Source organism: Pseudomonas fortuita, assembly GCF_026898135.2.
Taxonomy (GTDB): domain Bacteria; phylum Pseudomonadota; class Gammaproteobacteria; order Pseudomonadales; family Pseudomonadaceae; genus Aquipseudomonas; species Aquipseudomonas fortuita.
Map to the genome: position 1 here is coordinate 688,079 of NZ_CP114035.2, position 19,872 is coordinate 707,950.

The 19,872-nt window shown below is 63.0% G+C and carries 18 protein-coding genes and 1 pseudogene; 7 read left to right on the top strand and 12 right to left on the bottom strand.

All coding sequences use genetic code 11. The annotated features are described in order from the left end of the window. Position 1 precedes the first annotated feature (1 nt). Positions 2-1,354: a 3-oxoacyl-ACP reductase gene (locus OZ911_RS03130; RefSeq protein ID WP_070086863.1), complete on the bottom strand. Its 1,353-nt coding sequence runs from the start codon at positions 1,352-1,354 to the stop codon at positions 2-4. Between the two features lie 118 nt (positions 1,355-1,472). Between OZ911_RS03130 and OZ911_RS03135 the strand changes: the two genes are divergently transcribed. Next, positions 1,473-2,750, top strand: coding sequence for an acetyl-CoA C-acetyltransferase (locus tag OZ911_RS03135; protein ID WP_070086866.1), 1,278 nt, complete (start codon positions 1,473-1,475; stop codon positions 2,748-2,750). A 118-nt stretch (positions 2,751-2,868) separates the two neighbouring features. Further along, positions 2,869-3,648 (top strand): AraC family transcriptional regulator, encoded by a 780-nt coding sequence (locus OZ911_RS03140; RefSeq protein ID WP_016484758.1) that lies wholly within the window; start codon positions 2,869-2,871, stop codon positions 3,646-3,648. Between the two features lie 130 nt (positions 3,649-3,778). On the opposite strand, the gene OZ911_RS28910 is transcribed toward OZ911_RS03140, so the two are convergent. The 5 genes and pseudogenes from OZ911_RS28910 to OZ911_RS03160 form a co-directional block, all read right to left on the bottom strand. Continuing rightward, positions 3,779-4,546 (bottom strand): methyl-accepting chemotaxis protein, encoded by a 768-nt coding sequence (locus OZ911_RS28910; protein WP_371855233.1) that lies wholly within the window; start codon positions 4,544-4,546, stop codon positions 3,779-3,781. A 138-nt stretch (positions 4,547-4,684) separates the two neighbouring features. After that, positions 4,685-5,722 (bottom strand): annotated as a pseudogene (locus OZ911_RS28915) (cache domain-containing protein); the annotation flags it as partial. Positions 5,723-5,888: 166 nt separating this feature from the next. After that, entirely contained in the window at positions 5,889-6,299 is a 411-nt protein-coding gene (gene cueR / locus OZ911_RS03150) for a Cu(I)-responsive transcriptional regulator (protein ID WP_016484760.1), read from the bottom strand. After that, positions 6,296-8,695, bottom strand: coding sequence for a heavy metal translocating P-type ATPase (locus tag OZ911_RS03155; RefSeq protein WP_016484761.1), 2,400 nt, complete (start codon positions 8,693-8,695; stop codon positions 6,296-6,298). The genes cueR and OZ911_RS03155 overlap by 4 nt, the downstream gene beginning before the upstream one ends. Positions 8,696-8,747: 52 nt before the next feature. Beyond that, entirely contained in the window at positions 8,748-9,134 is a 387-nt protein-coding gene (locus OZ911_RS03160) for a hypothetical protein (RefSeq protein WP_016484762.1), read from the bottom strand. A gap of 145 nt (positions 9,135-9,279) precedes the next feature. On the opposite strand from OZ911_RS03160, the gene OZ911_RS03165 reads away from it, so the two are divergent. Further along, positions 9,280-9,477 (top strand): heavy-metal-associated domain-containing protein, encoded by a 198-nt coding sequence (locus OZ911_RS03165; protein ID WP_016484763.1) that lies wholly within the window; start codon positions 9,280-9,282, stop codon positions 9,475-9,477. Between the two features lie 244 nt (positions 9,478-9,721). Beyond that, positions 9,722-10,903 (top strand): multidrug effflux MFS transporter, encoded by a 1,182-nt coding sequence (locus tag OZ911_RS03170; RefSeq protein WP_016484764.1) that lies wholly within the window; start codon positions 9,722-9,724, stop codon positions 10,901-10,903. Here OZ911_RS03170 and OZ911_RS03175 read toward each other — a convergent pair. Continuing rightward, entirely contained in the window at positions 10,854-11,051 is a 198-nt protein-coding gene (locus OZ911_RS03175) for a hypothetical protein (RefSeq protein WP_080640992.1), read from the bottom strand. The two genes, OZ911_RS03170 and OZ911_RS03175, sit on opposite strands and share 50 nt — an antisense overlap. Positions 11,052-11,539: 488 nt before the next feature. On the opposite strand from OZ911_RS03175, the gene OZ911_RS03180 reads away from it, so the two are divergent. Beyond that, positions 11,540-12,253 carry an ArsR/SmtB family transcription factor gene (locus tag OZ911_RS03180; RefSeq protein WP_016484765.1) on the top strand — a complete coding sequence of 238 codons (714 nt, stop codon included), beginning with the start codon at positions 11,540-11,542 and terminating at the stop codon, positions 12,251-12,253. A gap of 19 nt (positions 12,254-12,272) precedes the next feature. On the opposite strand, the gene OZ911_RS03185 is transcribed toward OZ911_RS03180, so the two are convergent. The 5 genes from OZ911_RS03185 to OZ911_RS03205 all read right to left on the bottom strand — a co-directional run bounded on the left by OZ911_RS03185 (position 12,273) and on the right by OZ911_RS03205 (position 16,631). Next, positions 12,273-13,220: an adenosine deaminase gene (locus tag OZ911_RS03185; RefSeq protein ID WP_016484766.1), complete on the bottom strand. Its 948-nt coding sequence runs from the start codon at positions 13,218-13,220 to the stop codon at positions 12,273-12,275. 86 nt (positions 13,221-13,306) lie between these two features. After that, a complete protein-coding gene (locus OZ911_RS03190; protein WP_023049035.1) occupies positions 13,307-13,993 on the bottom strand; it encodes an SDR family oxidoreductase in 687 nt (228 codons plus the stop codon). A 370-nt stretch (positions 13,994-14,363) separates the two neighbouring features. Next, positions 14,364-14,948 carry an IMPACT family protein gene (locus tag OZ911_RS03195; RefSeq protein WP_016484768.1) on the bottom strand — a complete coding sequence of 195 codons (585 nt, stop codon included), beginning with the start codon at positions 14,946-14,948 and terminating at the stop codon, positions 14,364-14,366. A gap of 9 nt (positions 14,949-14,957) precedes the next feature. Continuing rightward, complete coding sequence (locus OZ911_RS03200; protein ID WP_016484769.1) at positions 14,958-15,620, bottom strand: TetR/AcrR family transcriptional regulator; 663 nt, start codon at positions 15,618-15,620, stop codon at positions 14,958-14,960. 90 nt (positions 15,621-15,710) lie between these two features. Beyond that, positions 15,711-16,631, bottom strand: a complete 921-nt coding sequence (locus OZ911_RS03205; RefSeq protein ID WP_024717596.1) for a LysR family transcriptional regulator — start codon at positions 16,629-16,631, stop codon at positions 15,711-15,713. Between the two features lie 115 nt (positions 16,632-16,746). Here OZ911_RS03205 and aptA point away from each other — a divergent pair, with 115 nt between their 5' ends. Together aptA and OZ911_RS03215 are read left to right on the top strand one after the other, a co-directional pair. After that, a complete protein-coding gene (aptA, locus tag OZ911_RS03210) occupies positions 16,747-18,093 on the top strand; it encodes an omega-aminotransferase AptA (RefSeq protein WP_016484771.1) in 1,347 nt (448 codons plus the stop codon). Positions 18,094-18,166: 73 nt separating this feature from the next. After that, the gene (locus OZ911_RS03215) at positions 18,167-19,660 is read left to right on the top strand and encodes a CoA-acylating methylmalonate-semialdehyde dehydrogenase (RefSeq protein WP_016484772.1); all 1,494 of its coding nucleotides are present in this window, start codon (positions 18,167-18,169) and stop codon (positions 19,658-19,660) included. The last annotated feature ends 212 nt before the right edge of the window (positions 19,661-19,872 follow it).

The following is a 19,872-nucleotide window of genomic DNA, read 5'->3' on the forward strand; positions in this document are numbered from 1 at the left end:
TTCACGCCCCCATCAAGGCTTGGCCGCATACGCGCAGCACTTGGCCGTTGACCGCCCCGGAGCCTGGCTGGCTAAGCCAGGCAATGGCCTCGGCGACGTCCTGCGCCCGCCCGCCCTGGCCCAGCGAGCTCAAGCGCCGCCCGGCCTCGCGCAGGCCCATGGGCATGGCCGCAGTCATGTGGGTTTCGATGAAACCGGGGGCGACCGCGTTGATGCTGCCGCCGTGCGCGGCTAGCAGTGGCGCCCAGGCTTGGGCCAGGCCAATCAGCCCGGCCTTGCTTGTGGCATAGTTGGCCTGCCCACGGTTGCCAGCGATGCCACTGACCGAGGCCAGCAGGGTGATGCGCGCGTTTTCCCCCAGTGCGCCGTTGTCGTACAGCGCCTGGGTCAGTATTTGCGGTGCCTTGAGGTTGACGGCCATGACCGCGTCCCAGTATTCCGGGGTCATGTTGGCCAAGGTCTTGTCGCGGGTGATGCCGGCGTTGTGCACCACGATGTCGATGCCGTCCGGCAGGGCCGCGAGCAGTTGCGTTGCCGCATCGCTGGCGCAGATGTCCAGTGGCAACGCCTTGCCACCGAGGCGTGCAGCGAGGGCGTCGAGGTCCTGGCTGGCCTGCGGCACATCGAGCAGCAGCACATCGGCGCCGTCCCGCGCCAGGGTTTCGGCAATGGCCGCGCCGATGCCGCGCGCTGCACCCGTGACCAGGGCGCGACGGCCACCCAGCGGGCGGGTCCAGTCGCCTACCTGGCGGGTGCAGGCTTCCAGGCGCAGTACCTGGCCTGAAACAAAGGCACTCTTGGGCGAGAGGAAGAAGCGCAAGGCGCCTTCCAGTTGGTCTTCGGCACCGGGCCCGACATACAGCAGCTGGGCGGTCGCACCGTTGAGCAGTTCCTTGGCCAGCGAGCGGCTGAAGCCTTCGAGGGCCCGTTGGGCCACGCTGGCCAACGGGTTGGCGAGGCTTTCCGGAGCGCGCCCCAGCACCACGATATGGGCGGATGGGGCCAGGCTGCGTAGCAGTGGCTGGAAAAACTCGCGCAACTGCTTCAGCGCATCGCTGTCGGACAGATGACTGGCATCGAACACCACGGCTTTGATTTTCGGCCCCAGGCCGGCTACCCAGGGTTCGGCCTGCAGGTGCTCGGCGTTAAAGCTGTAAAGCGCGTCGGTCAGGCGCGGGGCAATGGCTTCGACCTGGCCTGCCAACGGCCCGCCACCCAGTACCAGGGCCCCTTCAACCGGGCGCAGGCGGCCGGCCTGCCAGCGCTCCAGCGGCGCCGGGCGTGGCAGGCCAAGGGCATCCACGAGGCGGCGGCCGAGGTTGGAGTTGGCAAAACCGAGGTAGCGATCGCTCATGACTGGGTCTCCGCAAAGGCAAGCATGAAAGTGTGGACCAACTTTGTGGCAAGGTCGTTCGAATGCGGTAAAAACACCTAGGCTGTACGGATCAAATTGTTACAGGAGGAACATGTACATGCGTTCACCTCGCCGGGTCGCGATCCTGGGCGGCAATCGAATTCCCTTTGCCCGCTCCAATGGCATCTATGCCACCGCCAGCAACCAGGCAATGCTCACCGTCGCCCTCGAAGGGCTGATCGAGCGTTATCGCCTGCATGGGCTGCGGCTGGGGGAGGTGGTGGCTGGCGCGGTGCTCAAGCATTCCCGTGACATGAACCTGACCCGGGAATGTGTGCTGGGTTCGCGCCTGTCGCCGCAGACCCCGGCCTATGACATCCAGCAAGCCTGCGGCACCGGGCTTGAGGCTGCGCTGCTGGTGGCCAACAAGATTGCCCTGGGGCAGATCGACTGCGGTATTGCCGGCGGCGTAGACAGCACCTCCGATGCACCGATTGCCGTCAACGAAGGCCTGCGCCACATCCTGCTGCAGGCCAATCGTGGCAAAAGCCTGGGCGAGCGACTCAAGCCTTTCCTCAAGCTGCGGCCTCACCATCTGAAACCCGAGTTACCACGCAATGGCGAACCGCGCACAGGGTTATCCATGGGCGAGCATTGCGAGCGCATGGCGCAGGCCTGGCGCATTGGCCGTGCAGAGCAGGACGAGCTTGCATTGCTCAGCCACCAGAAGCTGGCCGCCGCATATGCCGAGGGTTGGCAGGATGACTTGCTGACGCCGTTTCTGTCGCTGACACGGGACAACAACTTGCGTCCCGACTTGACCCTTGAACAGTTGGCCAGGCTCAAGCCCGCCTTCGATCGCAGTGGCCAAGGCACGCTGACGGCGGGTAATTCCACGCCGCTGACCGACGGCGCCTCGGTGGTGTTGCTGGGCACGGAGCAATGGGCTGCGCAGCAAGGGCTTGAGGTGTTGGCTTACCTGGTCGATGGTGAAACTGCAGCAGTGGATTTCGTCACGGGTCGAGAAGGGCTGTTGATGGCGCCGGTGTATGCCGTGCCACGCTTGCTGGCGCGTAATGGCCTGACCCTGCAGGACTTCGATTACTACGAGATCCATGAAGCCTTTGCCGCCCAGGTGCTGTGCACGCTCAAGGCCTGGGAGGATGCCGACTACTGCCGCGAGCGGTTGGGGCTGGATGCGCCGCTTGGGGCGATTGACCGCAGCAAGCTCAACGTCAAGGGCAGCTCGCTGGCGGCTGGGCACCCGTTCGCCGCGACCGGTGGGCGGATATTGGCCAACCTGGCCAAGGTGCTGGCGACGGCGGGGAAGGGACGCGGGCTGATTTCGATTTGTGCGGCAGGTGGGCAGGGGGTGACTGTTATCGTAGAGCGGTGAGTACCAGAGAAATTGCATTGACCGCTTCGCGGGCAAGCCCGCGAAGAAGGCAGCGCAGGTGCCACAGTCATATCCCCGAGCTGTTAGGCTTGTCTGCTCAGAACGATAAGAAACCGCCATGCCGATCATCGGACGCCCCCGCGCTCTCCCGGCGCTGGACCACTTGCCCAGGCCTCTTTACGCCCGTGCCGAAAGCCTCGGCGCCGGCTCCTGGACCACCCGCCACCAGCACGACTGGGTACAGTTTTCCTACGCCATCAGCGGCGTACTCGGCGTGTACACGCGCGACGGCAGCTACTTTGCGCCGCCCCAGTGGGGGGTGTGGATCCCTGCCGATGCCGAGCACGAGGTGGTCACCTCGATGCAGGCGGAGATGCGCAGCCTGTATGTGCGCCGCGATGCCTGCCCATGGGCACCGGAGCAATGCCGGGTGCTGGAGGTGACACCACTGGCGCGCGAGCTGATCAAGCAGTTCTGCCTGTTCCCGGCTGACTACCCAGAGGGCGATAGCGCCGAGGCGCGTCTGGTGGCAGTGCTGCTGGACCAGCTGCGTACCTTGCCGGAAGTCGGGTTTTCGCTGCCGTTGCCACGCCACCCGGGCTTGCTGGCGCTGTGCAATGGCTTGATCGCCGCACCGGACCAATCGCAGACCTTGCAGCAATGGGCGCGGGAGCTGGCGTGTTCGGAGAAGACGCTGATGCGGCTTTTCCAGCGGGAGACGGGGTTGAGCTTTCGCAACTGGCGGCAGCGCATGCGGCTGTTGTCGTCGCTGGCGTTGCTGGAGGCGGGGGAGAATGTGACCGAGGCGGCGTTGGGGTGTGGGTATGACTCCACCTCGGCTTACATTGCGGCGTTCAAGCAGCTGTTTGGGGCTACCCCTGGCGAGTTGAAACTCTAGGCATGGTCTGCCTGTACCGGCCCTCTCGCCGGCAAGCCAGCTGCCACTGGGATTGCAAAGCCCCTGAGGGCAGCGGGGTCCAGTGGGCGCTGGCTTGCCGGCGACAGGGCCGGTACAGGCAATGCATCAATCAGGTGCGGAACCTGCGCACCAGCGAGTCCAGTTCATTGGACAGCCCAGCCAGGCTCTCGGAGTCCTGTCGCGCCGCCTGGGCCAGTTCGGCCACAAGTTGCGCATCCCCGTGGATCTGGCTGATGTGCCGGTTGATGTCTTCGGCCACCTGGTGTTGTTCCTCGGCCGCCGTGGCGATCTGCGTGTTCATGTCACGAATCACATCCACCGACTCACGGATTTGCCCGAAGCTGTCGCGGGCCAGGCCGATACGGCTCACCGACTGCTGCGACACTTCCAGGCTGGCATGCATCTGCTCGGCCACTTCGGCCGTGCGGCTGGCCAGGTTGCCCAACAGGCCGTCGATTTCGGCAGTGGAGTCGGCAGTGCGCTTGGCCAGGGCCCGCACTTCGTCGGCCACCACGGCAAAGCCACGGCCCTGTTCACCGGCACGGGCGGCTTCGATGGCAGCATTGAGGGCCAGCAGGTTGGTCTGTTCGGCAATCGAGCGGATGGTACCGAGGATCGACTGGATGGCGTTGCTGTCACGCTCCAGTTGCTGGATCGACTGCGCAGATTGTTCGATTTCCTGGCTCAGGCGGTCGACGCTTTGCACCGCGGCATCGATCTGCTGCTGGCCTTCGCGGGCTTGCTGCTGACCGCTGTCGGCCGACTGCGCCGCCTGGCTGCAGGAGCGCGCCACTTCGTTGGCGGTGGCGACCATTTCGTGAAAGGCGGTTGACACCATGTCCACGGCTTCGCGCTGGCGGCCTGCGGCTTCGGCCATGTCGCTGGAAACACGGGTGGAGCTGCTGGAGGTGCTGAGGATCTTGCCGGCAGCAGCGCCGATGTGCTGGATCAGGCTGCGAATGGCGCCGAGGAACTGGTTGAACCAGCTGGCCAGTTGCGCGGTTTCGTCGCGGCCACGGATTTCCAGGTTGCGGGTCAGGTCGCCTTCACCTTGGGCAATGTCTTCCAGGCCATTGGTGACGCTGTTGATCGGGCGCACGATCAGTTTGGCGAAAGCCGCACCGACCACGGCGAACAGCACGGCCAGCACCAAGGCGATGACGCCGATCAGCCAGGTCAGCCGGGTGGTGTTCTGCATCACTTCGCTTTGTTCGATCAGGCCGATGAAGGTCCAGCCCAGTTGTTCGTCGGGGTAGACGTTAGCCATGTAGCGCACGCCATTGAGCTCGACCTCCACCAGGCCTTTGCCGGCCTTGGCCAGTGCGGCATAACCGTCGCCGAAGCTGGCCAGCTGCTTGAAATTGTGAGCGGCGTCGCGCGGGTCGACCATGACGTTGCCGTTGCTTTCAACCAGCATCAGGTAGCCGCTTTCACCCAGCTTGATCTGTTTGACGATCTCGGTCAGGCCCTTGAGCGATACGTCGATGTTGACCACGCCGCCGGGGTTGCCCAGCTGGTTCGCCACGGCCCGCACGGTGCTGACCAGCACCGCGTCGTCGGCGGCCCAGTAGTAGGCACCGGTACGCACGGTCTTGCCCGGGTTGGCCATGGCCAATTGGTACCAGGGGCGGGTGCGTGGGTCGTAATTGACGAACTTTTGCCCGGCTGGCCAGCCGGTGTAGCCGCCATCGTTCACCCCGTAAGAGAGGTAGGCATAGGAGGGGTGTGCGTTGGCCAGACGGGTCATGAAATCAAGGAGCTTGCCGGCTTGCTCGCCCAGTTCGTAGGACGGGGCGGCGCTCATGTACTTGTTCAGCTCGCTGCCGGTGGCGGCGACCATTGGCTGGGAAGCCATGTACTCGACGTTCTGGTTGATGCCCTGGAAGAAGATGTTCATCGCGTTGCTGACCTGGCGGATTTCCCGGCTGCTACCGTCGAGGAATCCGTCGCGGGCTTCGCCACGCAGGTTGAGGACCACCAGCGTGGCCACGAGGACAATGGGCAAGCCGGCGATGACCGCGAATGCCCAGGTCAATTTCTGTTTGATGCTCATCGACGCTCCCGGAATTTTTATTGTCGACCCACGAGGCAGGTAGCCAATACATCGGCAGCATCCCGGTTTTATGAAGCAAAACCCCCGTATTTATTGGATAAAGTCGCAGTTGGTGACTATTCGGTCGTGTTTGGACACTTTTGGCATACCAAACGCGGGTGAACGATCAGCGACAGCAGCTTTCAGCAGCTCCATTGGCCAAGTCTTTGAGGATAGGGCAGTCCGGGCGGTCGTCCCCCTGGCAATGCGAAACCAGCTCGCCGAGGGTGTCGCGCAGGCTCACCAGCTCTTCGATGCGCCGGTTCAGCTCATTAATGTGCTGCATGGCCAGCGCTTTCACATCGGCGCTGGCACGTTGGCGGTCCTGCCACAGGGTCAGCAGCTTGCCGACCTCTTCCAGGGAAAAGCCCAAGTCGCGTGACCGCTTGATGAAGGCCAGGCTGTGCAAGTCTTCTGCCTGGTACAGGCGGTAGCCGCTGTCGCTGCGCGTGGCAGGCTTGAGCAGGCCGATGGATTCGTAATAACGGATCATCTTGGTGCTAAGCCCGCTGCGGCGGGCGGCCTGGCCGATGTTCATGGCGCCTCCTCGGTGGTGCTGGTGGGTTTCCATGCCTTGAGCCACAGTGCGTTGCTGACCACGCTGACGCTGGACAAGGCCATGGCGGCGCCGGCCAGTACCGGGTTGAGGTAACCCAGCGCCGCCAGCGGGATGCCGACCAGGTTATAGATGAACGCCCAGAACAGGTTCTGGCGGATCTTGGCGTAGGTCTTGCGGCTGATTTCCAGGGCTGCAGGCACCAGGCGCGGGTCACCTCGCATCAGGGTGATGCCGGCGGCCTGCATGGCCACGTCGGTACCGCCACCCATGGCAATGCCGATATCGGCGGCGGCCAGGGCCGGGGCGTCGTTGATGCCATCGCCGACCATGGCGACCACGCCATTTTGCTTGAGCGCAGCCACGGTGGCGGCCTTGTCTGCGGGCAGCACTTCGGCATGGACATCATCGATGCCCAGGGCGTCAGCCACCACGTTGGCGCTGCCGCGGTTGTCGCCGGTCAGCAGGTGGCTGCTGATGTGCTGTGCGCGCAGGGTGTCGATAGCCTGCGCCGCGCCGGGCTTGAGGCTGTCACCAAAGGCGAACAGGCCCAGCACACGAGGTTGCGTGCCGCGTTCAATCAACCACGACAGGGTGCGCCCTTCTGCCTCCCAGGCCTGGGCCTTGGCGGCCAGGTCACCGGGCTGCAGAGCGCTTTCGTCGAGCAGGCGGCGGTTGCCCAGGGCGAGCTCGCGGTCCTCTACACGCCCGGCGATGCCGCGACCGGTCAGCGACTGGCTGCCGGTAACAATTGGCACCTCCAACCCCTGATCGGCGCAGGCATCCAGCACCGCCTTGGCCAGTGGGTGCTCGCTGCCGCGCTGCAGGGCACCGGCCAGACGGTGCAGGTCGGCACTGCTGCCTACTTGCGCCTGGCTGTGGACCACCCGTGGGCTGCCGGAGGTAAGCGTGCCGGTCTTGTCGAAGACCACGCAGTTGACCGCATGGGCACGCTCCAGGGCTTCGGCGTCCTTGATCAGGATGCCATGGCGGGCGGCAACCCCGGTGCCGGCCATGATTGCTGCAGGCGTGGCCAGGCCAAGGGCGCAGGGGCAGGCGATGACCAGCACCGCTACGGCGTTGATCAGCGCGGTTTCCAGCGGTGCGCCGGCCAGCCACCAGCCGATCAGGGTGATCAGTGCCAGCACCAGCACAGCCGGGACGAACACTTGGCTGACCCGGTCGACCAGCTTCTGGATCGGCGCCTTGGCGGCCTGGGCGTCTTCGACCAGGCGGATGATACGGGCCAGCACGGTTTCGGTGCCCAGCGCCTGGGTGCGCACCCGCAACCGGCCTTCGCCATTGATGGCACCACCGGTGACACTGTCGCCGGGTTGCTTGGGCACCGGCAGGCTCTCGCCGCTGATCAGGGCTTCATCGGCATGGCTGCTGCCGTCCTCGACCACACCATCGACCGGGAACCGCTCGCCGGGCTTGACCAGTACCAGGTCGCCCAGGCGCAGCTGGGCGATGGCCACATCTTGCTCCTGGCCGTCGACGATACGCACGGCGCGTTCCGGTCGCAGCGCTTCAAGAGCGCGGATGGCACTCGCGGTCTGGCGTTTGGCACGGCTCTCCAGGTACTTGCCCAGCAGCACCAGGGCAATCACCACGGCCGAGGCCTCAAAGTACAGGTGTGGGACCATGCCGGCAGGCGCCTGCGCCCACTGGTACAGGCTCAAGCCGTAGCCTGCGCTGGTGCCCAGGGCCACCAGCAGGTCCATGTTGCCGGCACCGGCGCGCACGGCCTTCCAGGCCGCTACGTAGAAGCGTGCGCCGAGTATGAACTGCACGGGTGTGGCCAGCAGGAACTGCGCCCACGCGGGCAACATCCAGTGCAGGCCGAACGGCTGCACCAGCATTGGCAGTACCAGTGGCAGGGCCAACAGCAAGGCGGCGCCGACCGCCAGGCGCTCATTGCGCAATTTGCGCTGGGCAGCGTTTTGTTCGTCTTTGACCGTTTGCGGCAGGCTGGCGCTATAGCCGGCCTTTTGCACCGCGTCGATCAGCAGGTTATCGTCGAGGGCCTCGAGCACCTTGAGGTGCGCGCGTTCGCTGGCGAGGTTGACGCTGACCTGCTCGACCCCGGGCAGCTTGCCCAGGGCGCGCTCCACGCGGCCGACGCAGCTGGCGCAGGTCATGCCGCCAATTTGCAATTCGACAGTACGGCTGGGCACGCTGTAGCCGGCTTCGCGCACGGCGTCGACCAGGGCGGGCAGGCTGTTGGCCGGGGCCTGGACCCGGGCCTGTTCGGTGGCGAGGTTGACGCTGACCTGTTCAGCGCCGGTGACCTTGCGCAGGGCGCGCTCGACCCGGCCGGCACAGCTGGCGCAGGTCATGCCGGCGATCGGCAGGTCATACGTGGTGGATGCGGGCATGGCTCTCCTCCTTGGACAGGCCTCCAGCATCAACCTTGCCATGCAGGTAAGGTCAATAGCCCAGGCCGGCTCGCTTCAACTCCAACCCATATTGCCCCATGGCGATGCGGTATTTGTTGATCTGGCCCGACTGCAAGTTCAAACGTGTGCTGCGTTGATCTTCGATACCCTGTGCACAGCCTGGCACCTGTCCTGGTAGCAGGCGCAGGCGCACATCCACCGGGCCGGGTGGCAGGTTGAAGGAGGTGGACTGCTCCTGGAACACGCGCCCGGAAAGCTGATCGTTGAGGTAGACGCCGATTTCGCAGTTGGTGGCCACTTCCAGGCGTTCCCGGGAGATGATCAGTACGCTGTAGTCCGAGTTGCCCTCGGCGCTGGCCGGTGGCACCACAGCCAGAGTGCTCAATAGCCCGACCACGCCCAATGCTGCCCTGAACATGAAGAATCTCCTGCTTGCCTGATCGTCAAACGCGAAGCTTGGCCGACGCGGGCGCGGATTTCCAGCCCAGGTGTTGCTGGCAGGGCTTGACCTTGCCCCGATGGCAAGCTTGAGACTCGTTGAAAACCTGAAGGAGGCAACCCCCATGCAAGTGTTCAATGTACAAGGCATGACCTGCGGCCATTGCGTGAAAGCCGTGACCCGCGCGGTGCAGGAGCAGGATGCAGCGGCCAAGGTCGAGATCGACCTGGCGGCCAAGCAGGTACGAGTGCAGAGTGAACTGGGGCAGGAGCAGATCCTTACCGCCATTCGTGATGAAGGTTATCAGGCCGAACTCGCCTGAAGACTTGCCAGTGGGAGACTCACCTGTGGGAGCGGGCGTGCCCGCGAACACCGGCGTAACCGGTGCCATCCACCGCGTTGCCTGATTCGCAGGCACGCCCGGTCCCACAGGGACTACGGCAGTTTTCAGGTTCCGAGCGAGGCAGTTGTCCTCGCAACGCGCAGGTTTGTTGCAAATGTTTTCAGCCTGGTAGGCCCCACAGCAGGTAGAATTGTGCACTTGCTTAGCCTGCTATGGATTCCTGATGAACCTGCGAATGGTGCTCATCCTGGGTGCACTCAGTGCGTTCGGGCCCTTGGCGATCGACTTTTACCTGCCCGCCTTCCCGGCCATGGCGCAGGCGTTCGCCACCGATGAAAAACACATCCAGGCCACTTTGGCCGCCTACTTCCTCGGCCTGTCTATCGGCCAGTTGGCCTATGGCCCGGTAGCCGACCGCTTTGGCCGGCGCATACCGCTGATGTTCGGGGTAACCCTGTTCACCCTGGCGTCGCTGGCCTGTGCCTATGCCCCCAACCTCGACACCCTGGTGCTGGCACGCTTCGTCCAGGCCTTGGGTGGTTGTGCCGGCATGGTGCTGTCGCGGGCCATCGTCAGCGACAAGTGCGACCCGGTGGCCTCGGCCAAGGTGTTTTCGCAACTGATGCTGGTCATGGGGCTGGCGCCGATCCTGGCACCGATGCTGGGCGGGGTGCTGGTGAACCTCGCGGGCTGGCAGTCGATTTTCCTGGCCTTGAGCCTGTTCAGTGCCGGCTGCCTGCTGGCGGTCAGCCTGGGCCTGCCGGAAAGCCTGCCTGCGCACATGCCGCGTCAGCCGCTGTCTGGCGCTTTGCGCCAGTACCTGCGGTTGCTGGCTGACCGGTTGTTCCTTGGCCATGCGTTGACCGGCGGCATCGCCATTGCCGGCATGTTTGCCTACATCGCTGGTTCGCCTTTCGTGTTCATCAAGCTGTATGACGTGCCGGCCGAGCACTACGGCTGGCTGTTCGGCACCAACGCTGCCGGCTTTATCCTGGTGGCGCAGGTGAATGCACGTTTGTTGGCCAAGCGTGGGCCGGCGTTTCTGTTGGCGCGCGGGGTGTGGGTGTACCTGGCGGCAGGCCTGGCGCTGTTGGGTGTGGCTGCCTTGCAGCCGACACAGTTGTGGCCGCTGCTGGTACCGCTATTCATCTGCATCGCCAGCCTGGGCTGCATCATCCCTAACGCCTCTGCATGCGCGATGAGCGGGCAGGGTGCGCGGGCTGGCAGCGCCTCGGCACTGATGGGCTGCTTGCAGTTCAGCGTCGCCGCAGGGGCGGCGGCACTGGTCGGTGTGCTGCATGATGGCAGTGCGGTACCGATGGCGATGGTGATCAGCGTGTGCGGTGCACTGGCGGTCAGTGTCGCGCTGCTGACCCGGCGCTTGCAGGCCAGGCGTCCCGCATAAGCGGGTGAGGTGCTTGCAGGCGGGTTTCCAGCGTGGCGACAAAGGCCCGCGCCTCAGCCTCGCTGCGGAAACTGACCACGTGTTGATCGAGCTGGACCTGCCAGGGGCAGGCAGGGTTTCGGCTCGATGCGCTGACGACAATTTTCATCGCGGCATACCTCCAGAAGGGGGAGCCGCTCAAGTGTAGCGCTGCCCCTCTAGCCTGCCACGAGCTGTATCCGTGTCCTGACTGACGGTCGACAGGCGCATTTTCCACACCACGTTTCCTGCTTTGGGCGTAATGCCCGCAAATCTGCAGAACCTTCGCTTCGTTTCGCGCTATTTGTGGAACATCGCTGTAGGCCGTATCTGAAATTGCAGGGCGTCTGTTTTTATCAAGATATTTCAGCCCCATTGCGAGCGTATGTGAGAGCGTTGACTGACCGGGCTTCGGGCAGTTTTGCAAGGCCGTTTCACTGGTTGCCATGGGTAGGCATACCCAGTGGCTTTACGCCGTAGGTGCGTCGGTACCTGGTCGCCTGAACGGCGTTTTCTGCGGCCTATACTGGCGACCCGGGCCAGTGACAGCGAGAGGCGCTGCCCTGCCAGAGTTGGCCATCGCATCCACACAGTGAACTTGCAGGGAGTTACAGGGATATGAACGCAGCCAGCAGTATCAGCCAGATTGCCAGCCTGATGGCCGACCCCAAGCGTAGTGCCATGTTGTGGGCACTGATCGATGGTACGCCGCGGCTGGCCAATGAGCTCGCCATAATGACCGGCCTGACCTCGTCATCGGCGTGCGCGCACCTTTCGTTACTGTCGTCGGCCGGTTTGCTCAGGCATGAAGCGCGGGGCCGCAAGCGATATTTTCGCCTGGCGACACCGCAGGTGGGGGCAGCCGTGGAGGCCCTGGCCAGCGTTCAGTTGGAGAGCGCCAGAGGGGCGCGTGCCAAGGCGCCGGTCTCACCGCTGCCCATGTCGATGCGCCGGGCGCGCCGTTGTGGCGATCACCTTGGCGGGGAACTGGCCAGCGAGCTGTACCATCGACTGGTGGTGGCCGGCTGGCTGGAAGGTAGCGGTCGACAGTTGATGGTCAGTGACGAGGGGCGTTTACAGTTGGCCTCGGTCGGGGTCTACATCGATGCCTTGGCGCCCCACCAGCAACGTGGTTGCGTGATTTGCCGTTGCACCGAGTGGGACGACCAGGCCCCGCACTTGGGCGGTGTGCTGGGCCAGGCACTGTTCAGGCTATTCCTGCAATCGGGCTGGATGCGTGAGGCCGAGGACACGCGGGCATTGCATATCTCGGCGCTGGGCATCCAGCAGATCAATCGCATAGCCCGCGTGGCAACGTTGCAGGTTGGGTAAGCGCAACGCCGTCGTGCAATCAGACCAGCCGGGCATCCAGGCTGTTCTGCGCCAGGCGACGGGCCTGGTCTTCAGTCATGCCCAGATGGGTGTGCAGGGCGTGGAAGTTTTCCGTCACGTAGCCGCCGAAGTAGGCCGGGTCGTCCGAGTTCACCGTGACCTTCACGCCGCGCTCCAGCATGTCCAGGATGTTGTGCTGGCTCATATGGTCGAACACGCAAAGCTTGGTGTTGGACAGCGGGCACACTGTGAGCGGGATCTGCTCATCGATGATGCGTTGCATCAGGCGCTCGTCTTCGATGGCGCGTACGCCGTGGTCGATACGCTTGATTTGCAGCAGGTCCAGCGCTTCCCAGATGTACTCGGGCGGGCCTTCTTCGCCGGCATGGGCGACGGCAACAAAGCCTTCGTTGCGGGCACGGTCGAAAACGCGCTGGAATTTGCTCGGCGGGTGGCCCATTTCCGAGCTGTCCAGGCCAACGGCAATGAACGCTTCGCGGAACGGCAGGGCCTGGTCGAGGGTTTTTTGCGCTTCCTCTTCACTGAGGTGGCGCAGGAAACTGAGGATCAGGCCACTGCTGATGCCCAGCTGCTTGCGGCCATCCTTCAGCGCCTGGTTGATGCCATTGAGCACCACCTCGAAGGGGATGCCGCGGTCGGTGTGTGTTTGCGGGTCGAAGAACGGTTCGGTGTGGATCACGTTCTGGGCTTTGCAGCGTTGCAGGTAGGCCCAGGTCAGGTCGTAAAAGTCCTGCTCGGTACGCAGCACATCTGCGCCTTGGTAATACAGGTCGAGGAACTCCTGCAGGTTGTTGAAGGCATAGGCACCGCGCAAGGTCTCCACATCGGCCCAGGGCAGGGCAATCTTGTTGCGCTCGGCCAGGGCGAACAGCAACTCAGGCTCCAGCGAGCCCTCCAGGTGCAGGTGCAGTTCGGCCTTGGGCAGGGCGTTCAACCAGTCATACATAGTGGATCATCTCAATCAGGTACGGTTGCCGCCATTCTACAGGGCCTGGCCGGGCATTGCGCCCGGCCAGGCTGCGACCCGGTGAATCACCAGACCAAGGGTTCGCCCTTGTAGTTGATGAAGCGCAGGCCGCCGGTGCCGCTTTGTGCATTGATCTGGTCGAGCATGCCGCGGGTGCTGGTGAACACGTCAATTTCGGCGTTTTCGCCACCCATGTCGGTTTTCACCCAGCCTGGGTGCATGGCCAGTACGCACAGGTCGGGGCGCTGTTGCTCGACCACGAAGCTGTTGATCATTGAGTTCAGCGCTGCCTTGCTGGCCTTGTACAGGCAGATTTCACCACCGTCGGGGATGGTCACGCTGCCCAGGATCGAACTCATGAAGGCCAGCACGCCGCTGCCTTCGCGTACCTGGCCCACCAGGCGACGGGCCACGCGGATCGGGGCCACGGCATTGGTCATGAACAAGTCGCCGATGTCGCTGCGCTGTACCGTTTCCAGGTTTTGCGGCAGGGGCCCCATGACGCCCGCGTTAACGAACACCAGATCGAACACTTGGCCATGCAGGCGTTGTTGCAAGCCATCGAGCTGGGCGGTGTCGTTCATTTCCAGCTGTTCGATGCGCACGCCAGGCACGTCTGCCAGGGCGCCGGGTTGCTGCGGGTTGCGCACGGTGGCGGTGATGTTCCAGCCGTCTTCGTTCAGGCGCTGCACCAGGCCAAGGCCAAGCCCGCGCGAGGCGCCAATGATAAGTGCGGTTTTTGCGTTAGCCATGTGAACGCGCTCCATGGTCGGTGGTAAGGAAAGGTATTGAGGATAATGCACAGCGGCAGTCACTGCCTTGCCAATGGCTGTATAAAAAGTGATCAGCTGCCCCCGGGCCTTGCCTGGCCGGGCGTTGCGCCTGTTGGCGCACGGGTTATCCACAAGCTGGTCCACAGTTATTGTGTGCAAGCTCAGGGCGGTGCAGGCCCGCCCGTCGGGTTGCGTACTGGGGATAACTCTTGGGCTTTCAGCACTTTGCGGCTGTCATCAAACGGTGATCAAAATATGATCAAAGCTCTGCAGGCTATGAAAACTGTAGCCTGCAAGCGATTGCCCCAAGCTTATCCACAGGCGGGCCCACAGTTGTTGTGGGCAATGTTCAGCGTGCTTCGAGCAGGATGCGCCCGCGGCTCAGGTCAGCCAGTTGCTGCTGCAGCGGCGCCAGGTGGGCGTCGCCGAGTGCAATCAGCAGGTCGACGCCATTGGCAGTGAACTGTTCATCCAGTACCAGGCCGTCGACCTCCGCCAGCCGAAGTTTTACCAGCGCAAGTTCGCTGAAACTGCAGCTGCAGGTGAATTCGCTGCGCTGCACCAGCAGCCGCTTGGGCGCCTGTTGCAGGCACTTGTTGGCGCCGCCGCCATAGGCCCTGGCCAGGCCACCAGTGCCCAGCTGGATGCCGCCGTACCAGCGGATCACCAGCACAACGACCTGGTCGCAGTCCTGCGCTTCGATAGCAGCCAGGATCGGCCTGCCTGCGGTCCCGCCGGGTTCGCCGTCATCGCTGCTGCGGTACTGCGCGCCGAGCTTCCAGGCCCAGCAGTTGTGAGTGGCAGCCAGGTCGCTGTGGCGTTCGATGAAACTCATCGCATCGGCAGCACTGCTGATCGGCCCGGCAAGGGTGATGAAGCGGCTTTTGCGTATTTCCTCGCGGTATTCGCAGAGGTCGAGCAGGGTAGAAGGCATAAATGACGGTTACACAGCCGGCTTGATGCCGCAGCCCTTCAGAATGATGTGGATAAGGTTGTTGCTCGCCTCTTCCATGTCCTGCTTGGTCAGGCGGCTGCGGCCGGTGACCTGGCAGATCTGGGTGGCGAAGTCGGCGTAGTGCTGGGTACTGCCCCACAGCAGGAAGATCAGGTGCACCGGATCGACCGGGTCCATCTTGCCCGCATCGATCCACGCCTGGAACACGGCAGCCCGGCCACGGAACCACTCGCGGTAGTCGGCACTGAAGTATTCGGTCAGGCAGGTGCCGCCGCTGATCACTTCCATGGCGAAAATCCGCGAAGCCTGTGGGTTGCGCCGGGAGAACTCCATCTTGGTGCGGATGTACTGGCTCAGGGCTTCCCCCGGGTCGTCATCGACGCTCAAGGCGTTGAAGGTGCTGTCCCACAATTCGATGATGTTGCTGAGCACGGCAATGTACAGGCCCAGCTTGTTGGTGAAGTAGTAGTGCAGGTTGGCCTTGGGCAGTTCCGCCTTGAGGGCGATGGTGTTCATGCTGGTGCCCTTGAACCCATGGCGAGCGAACTCGTCTTCGGCTGCCTGGATAATGGCCTGTTCGTTTTTCTGGCGGATTCGGCCCGCGGGCTTGCCCGAGGCGGAGAGGCGGTGCGCAGGGACTTCTAGGGTCATGGACGATTCCGTACGGGTCAGTGGCTGCGGCTGTCGGACAAGATTACCTGCCTGCGCCGAAGTGACAAGCGTTTGCGGCAGAGACTGGCATCAACGTGTCGCAGCCAGGCTCTCCAGGAAGCTTTCCAGGACCAGGTTCGGCCGCCGGCCCTTGCGGGTTACCCAGCTCAGGCTCAGGTCATAGAAGCGCTGTTGGGGTTTGAGGGCACGCAAGCGGCCTTGCTGCACCCAGAACGTGGCGTAGTGGTCGGGCAGGTAGCCGATGTAGCGCCCGGTGAGGATCAGAAACGCCATGCCTTCGCGGTCCGAAGCACTGGCCGTGCAGTTCAACGCCTGGTAATGGGCCTGGATGTCGGCTGGCAGGCGGAAGGTGGGGGTAATGGCTTCCTGGCTGTTGAGGCGGTCGTCGTCGACCTGCTGGTCATCGGCATAGAACAGCGGGTGCCCAACGGCGCAGTACAACAGCGAGCGTTCGCTGTACAACGGTTGGTACTCAAGGCCCGACAGCGGGCTGGTCTGGGGTACCACACCGACATGCAGGCTGCCGTCGAGCACGCCATGTTCGACCTGGCTGGGGGCGATCATGCGGATCTGGATACGCACCTCGGGCCCACGGTCCTTGAGTTCGGCCAGGGCATGGGTGATGCGCATGTGCGGCAGGGTGACCAGGTTATCGGTAAGGCCAATGTTCAATTCGCCACGCAAGTGCTGGTGCAGGCCGTTTACCTCGGTGCGAAAGCTTTCCAGGGCGCTTAGCAGTTGCAGTGCCGAATGGTAGACCTCGCGGCCTTCCTCGGTCAGCGAGAAACCGGCGCGGCCGCGCTGGCACAGGCGCAACCCCAGGCGTTGCTCAAGGTCGTTCATTTGCTGGCTGATGGCCGAGCGGCCAATGCCCAGCACGTTTTCGGCGGCCGAGAAGCCGCCGCATTCGACCACGCTGCGGTAGATCTTCAGCAAGCGGATGTCGAAATCGCTGACTTGGGCGAGTGGATCGGGGCGTCGGCTCATCAGTTTAGTCACGGCCTGTCTGAAGATTAGAAATGTTGGCTTTTTCAGACTTTATCGCCGTGCCAATTTAGCTGCAACAACATCCATCGTTGCCTAATCGTCTTTCGAGGAACCGCCGATGAACATGCCCGAAACCGCTACCGTCGGTATCGCCAGCCAGCTCAAGCTGGATGCCCACTGGATGCCCTACACCGCCAACCGCAACTTCCACCGTGACCCACGGTTGATCGTGGCGGCCGAAGGCAACTATTTGGTCGATGACCAAGGGCGCAAGATCTTTGATGCCCTGTCGGGTCTGTGGACTTGCGGCGCCGGGCACACCCGCAAGGAAATCACCGACGCGGTGACCCGCCAGCTGAGTACTCTGGATTACTCTCCGGCGTTTCAGTTTGGCCACCCGCTGTCGTTCCAGCTGGCCGAGAAGATCACCCAGCTGACCCCTGGTGAACTGAATCACGTCTTTTATACCAACTCCGGTTCCGAGTGCGCCGATACCGCGCTGAAGATGGTCCGTGCCTACTGGCGCCTGAAAGGCCAGGCGACCAAGACCAAGATCATTGGCCGTGCCCGTGGCTATCACGGCGTGAACATCGCTGGTACCAGCCTGGGTGGCGTCAACGGTAACCGCAAGATGTTCGGCCAGTTGCTTGATGTCGACCACCTGCCTCACACCGTACTGCCGGTGAACGCCTTCTCCAAGGGGCTGCCAGAAGAGGGCGGTATTGCCCTGGCGGACGAAATGCTCAAGCTGATCGAGCTGCACGATGCCTCCAACATCGCTGCGGTGATCGTTGAGCCGCTGGCCGGCTCGGCCGGTGTACTGCCGCCGCCGAAGGGTTACCTGAAGCGCCTGCGTGAAATCTGCACCCAGCACAACATCCTGCTGATCTTCGACGAAGTGATCACCGGCTTCGGCCGCATGGGGGCGATGACCGGCGCCGAAGCGTTCGGCGTGACCCCGGACCTGATGTGCATCGCCAAGCAGGTAACCAACGGCGCCATCCCGATGGGCGCGGTGATTGCCAGCAGCGAGATCTATCAGACTTTCATGAACCAGCCGACCCCTGAATACGCCGTAGAATTCCCGCACGGCTACACCTATTCGGCTCACCCGGTAGCCTGCGCCGCCGGTATCGCCGCGCTGGACCTGTTGCAGAAGGAAAACCTGGTGCAGTCCGCCGCCGAGCTGGCGCCGCACTTCGAGAAGCTGCTGCACGGCGTGAAAGGCACCAAAAACGTCGTTGATATCCGTAACTACGGCTTGGCCGGCGCCATTCAGATCGCCGCCCGTGACGGTGATGCCATTGTCCGCCCTTACGAAGTGGCGATGAAGTTGTGGAAGGCAGGCTTCTATGTACGCTTCGGTGGCGACACCCTGCAGTTCGGCCCAACATTCAACACCACGCCGCAGCAACTGGATCGCCTGTTCGACGCCGTTGGCGAAAACCTGAACCTGATCGACTGATCTTTCCGATTTTGATGCCAGGCGCGTGCACGTGTCCCGCGCCTGCATTTACCTTCTTTATCTGGAGTTTTGCATGAGCATTGTTCAGCACCTGATCCATGGCGAGCTGGTTTCCAAGGGTGAGCGCACCGCCGATGTCTTCAACCCGTCCACCGGCCAGGCTGTGCGCAAGGTCGAATTGGCCAGCCGCGCGACCGTGCAAGAAGCGATCGACTCCGCCAAAGCGGCCTTCCCGGCCTGGCGCAACACCCCGCCGGCCAAGCGCGCCCAGGTGATGTTCCGCTTCAAGCAATTGCTGGAGCAGAACGAAGCCAAGATTTCGCAGATGATCAGCGAAGAGCATGGCAAGACCCTGGAAGACGCAGCCGGCGAACTGAAGCGCGGTATCGAGAACGTTGAGTTCGCCTGCGCAGCACCAGAAGTGTTGAAGGGCGAGTACAGCCGCAACGTCGGCCCGAACATCGATGCCTGGTCCGACTTCCAACCGTTGGGCGTGGTCGCTGGCATCACCCCGTTCAACTTCCCGGCCATGGTGCCGCTGTGGATGTACCCCCTGGCTATCGCCTGCGGCAACGCTTTCATCCTCAAGCCTTCCGAGCGTGACCCGAGCTCGACCCTGTACATCGCCCAGCTGCTGCTGGAAGCCGGCCTGCCGAAGGGCATCCTGAACGTGGTGCACGGCGACAAGGAAGCGGTGGATGCGCTGATCGAAGCGCCTGAAGTAAAAGCACTGAGCTTCGTCGGTTCAACGCCGATCGCCGAATACATCTATGCCGAAGGCACCAAGCGCGGCAAGCGCGTACAAGCCTTGGGTGGCGCGAAGAACCACGCAGTACTGATGCCGGATGCCGACCTGGACAACGCCGTCAGCGCACTGATGGGTGCCGCCTACGGTTCGTGCGGCGAGCGTTGCATGGCTATTTCGGTGGCGGTCTGCGTGGGCGATCAGGTGGCCGATGCCCTGATTGCCAAACTGGAGCCGCAGATCAAGGCACTGAAGATTGGTGCCGGCACCTCGTGTGGCCTGGACATGGGCCCTCTGGTGACTGCTGCTGCCCGTGACAAGGTAGTGGGTTATATCGATGACGGTGTTGCTGCTGGTGCCAAGCTGGTGGTAGATGGCCGTGGTTTGCGTGTGGCCGGCAATGAAGATGGCTACTTCGTGGGTGGCACCCTGTTCGACAAGGTGACCCCGCAGATGCGCATCTATAAAGAAGAGATCTTTGGCCCGGTGCTGTGTGTAGTGCGTGTGAACAGCCTGGAGCAGGCCATGCAGCTGATCAATGATCACGAGTACGGCAACGGTACCTGCATCTTTACCCGTGACGGTGAAGCGGCGCGCCTGTTCTGCGACGAGATCGAAGTGGGCATGGTCGGTGTAAACGTGCCGCTGCCGGTCCCGGTGGCCTATCACAGCTTTGGCGGCTGGAAGCGTTCGCTGTTCGGTGATCTGCATGCTTATGGGCCGGATGGGGTGCGCTTCTATACCCGTCGCAAAGCGATTACCCAGCGCTGGCCGCAGCGTTCCAGCCATGAAGCGTCGCAGTTTGCATTCCCTAGCCTTTAAGGTAGGTCAATAACGCGGGGAGGCCGAAAGGCCTCCCCGCTTTGTTTTTCAGCAATATCAGGGTTTCTTGAAATTAAAGGTTGACGCCCTTCTGAATCCCCTTATAATGCGCCCCACTTCCAGCGACATCGGAACGACAAACTCCTTGAGATTCAATGAGTTAAGTAGTTAAGGTGGCGTTGAAAGGGCTACGATCGAAAGATCGCAAGCGG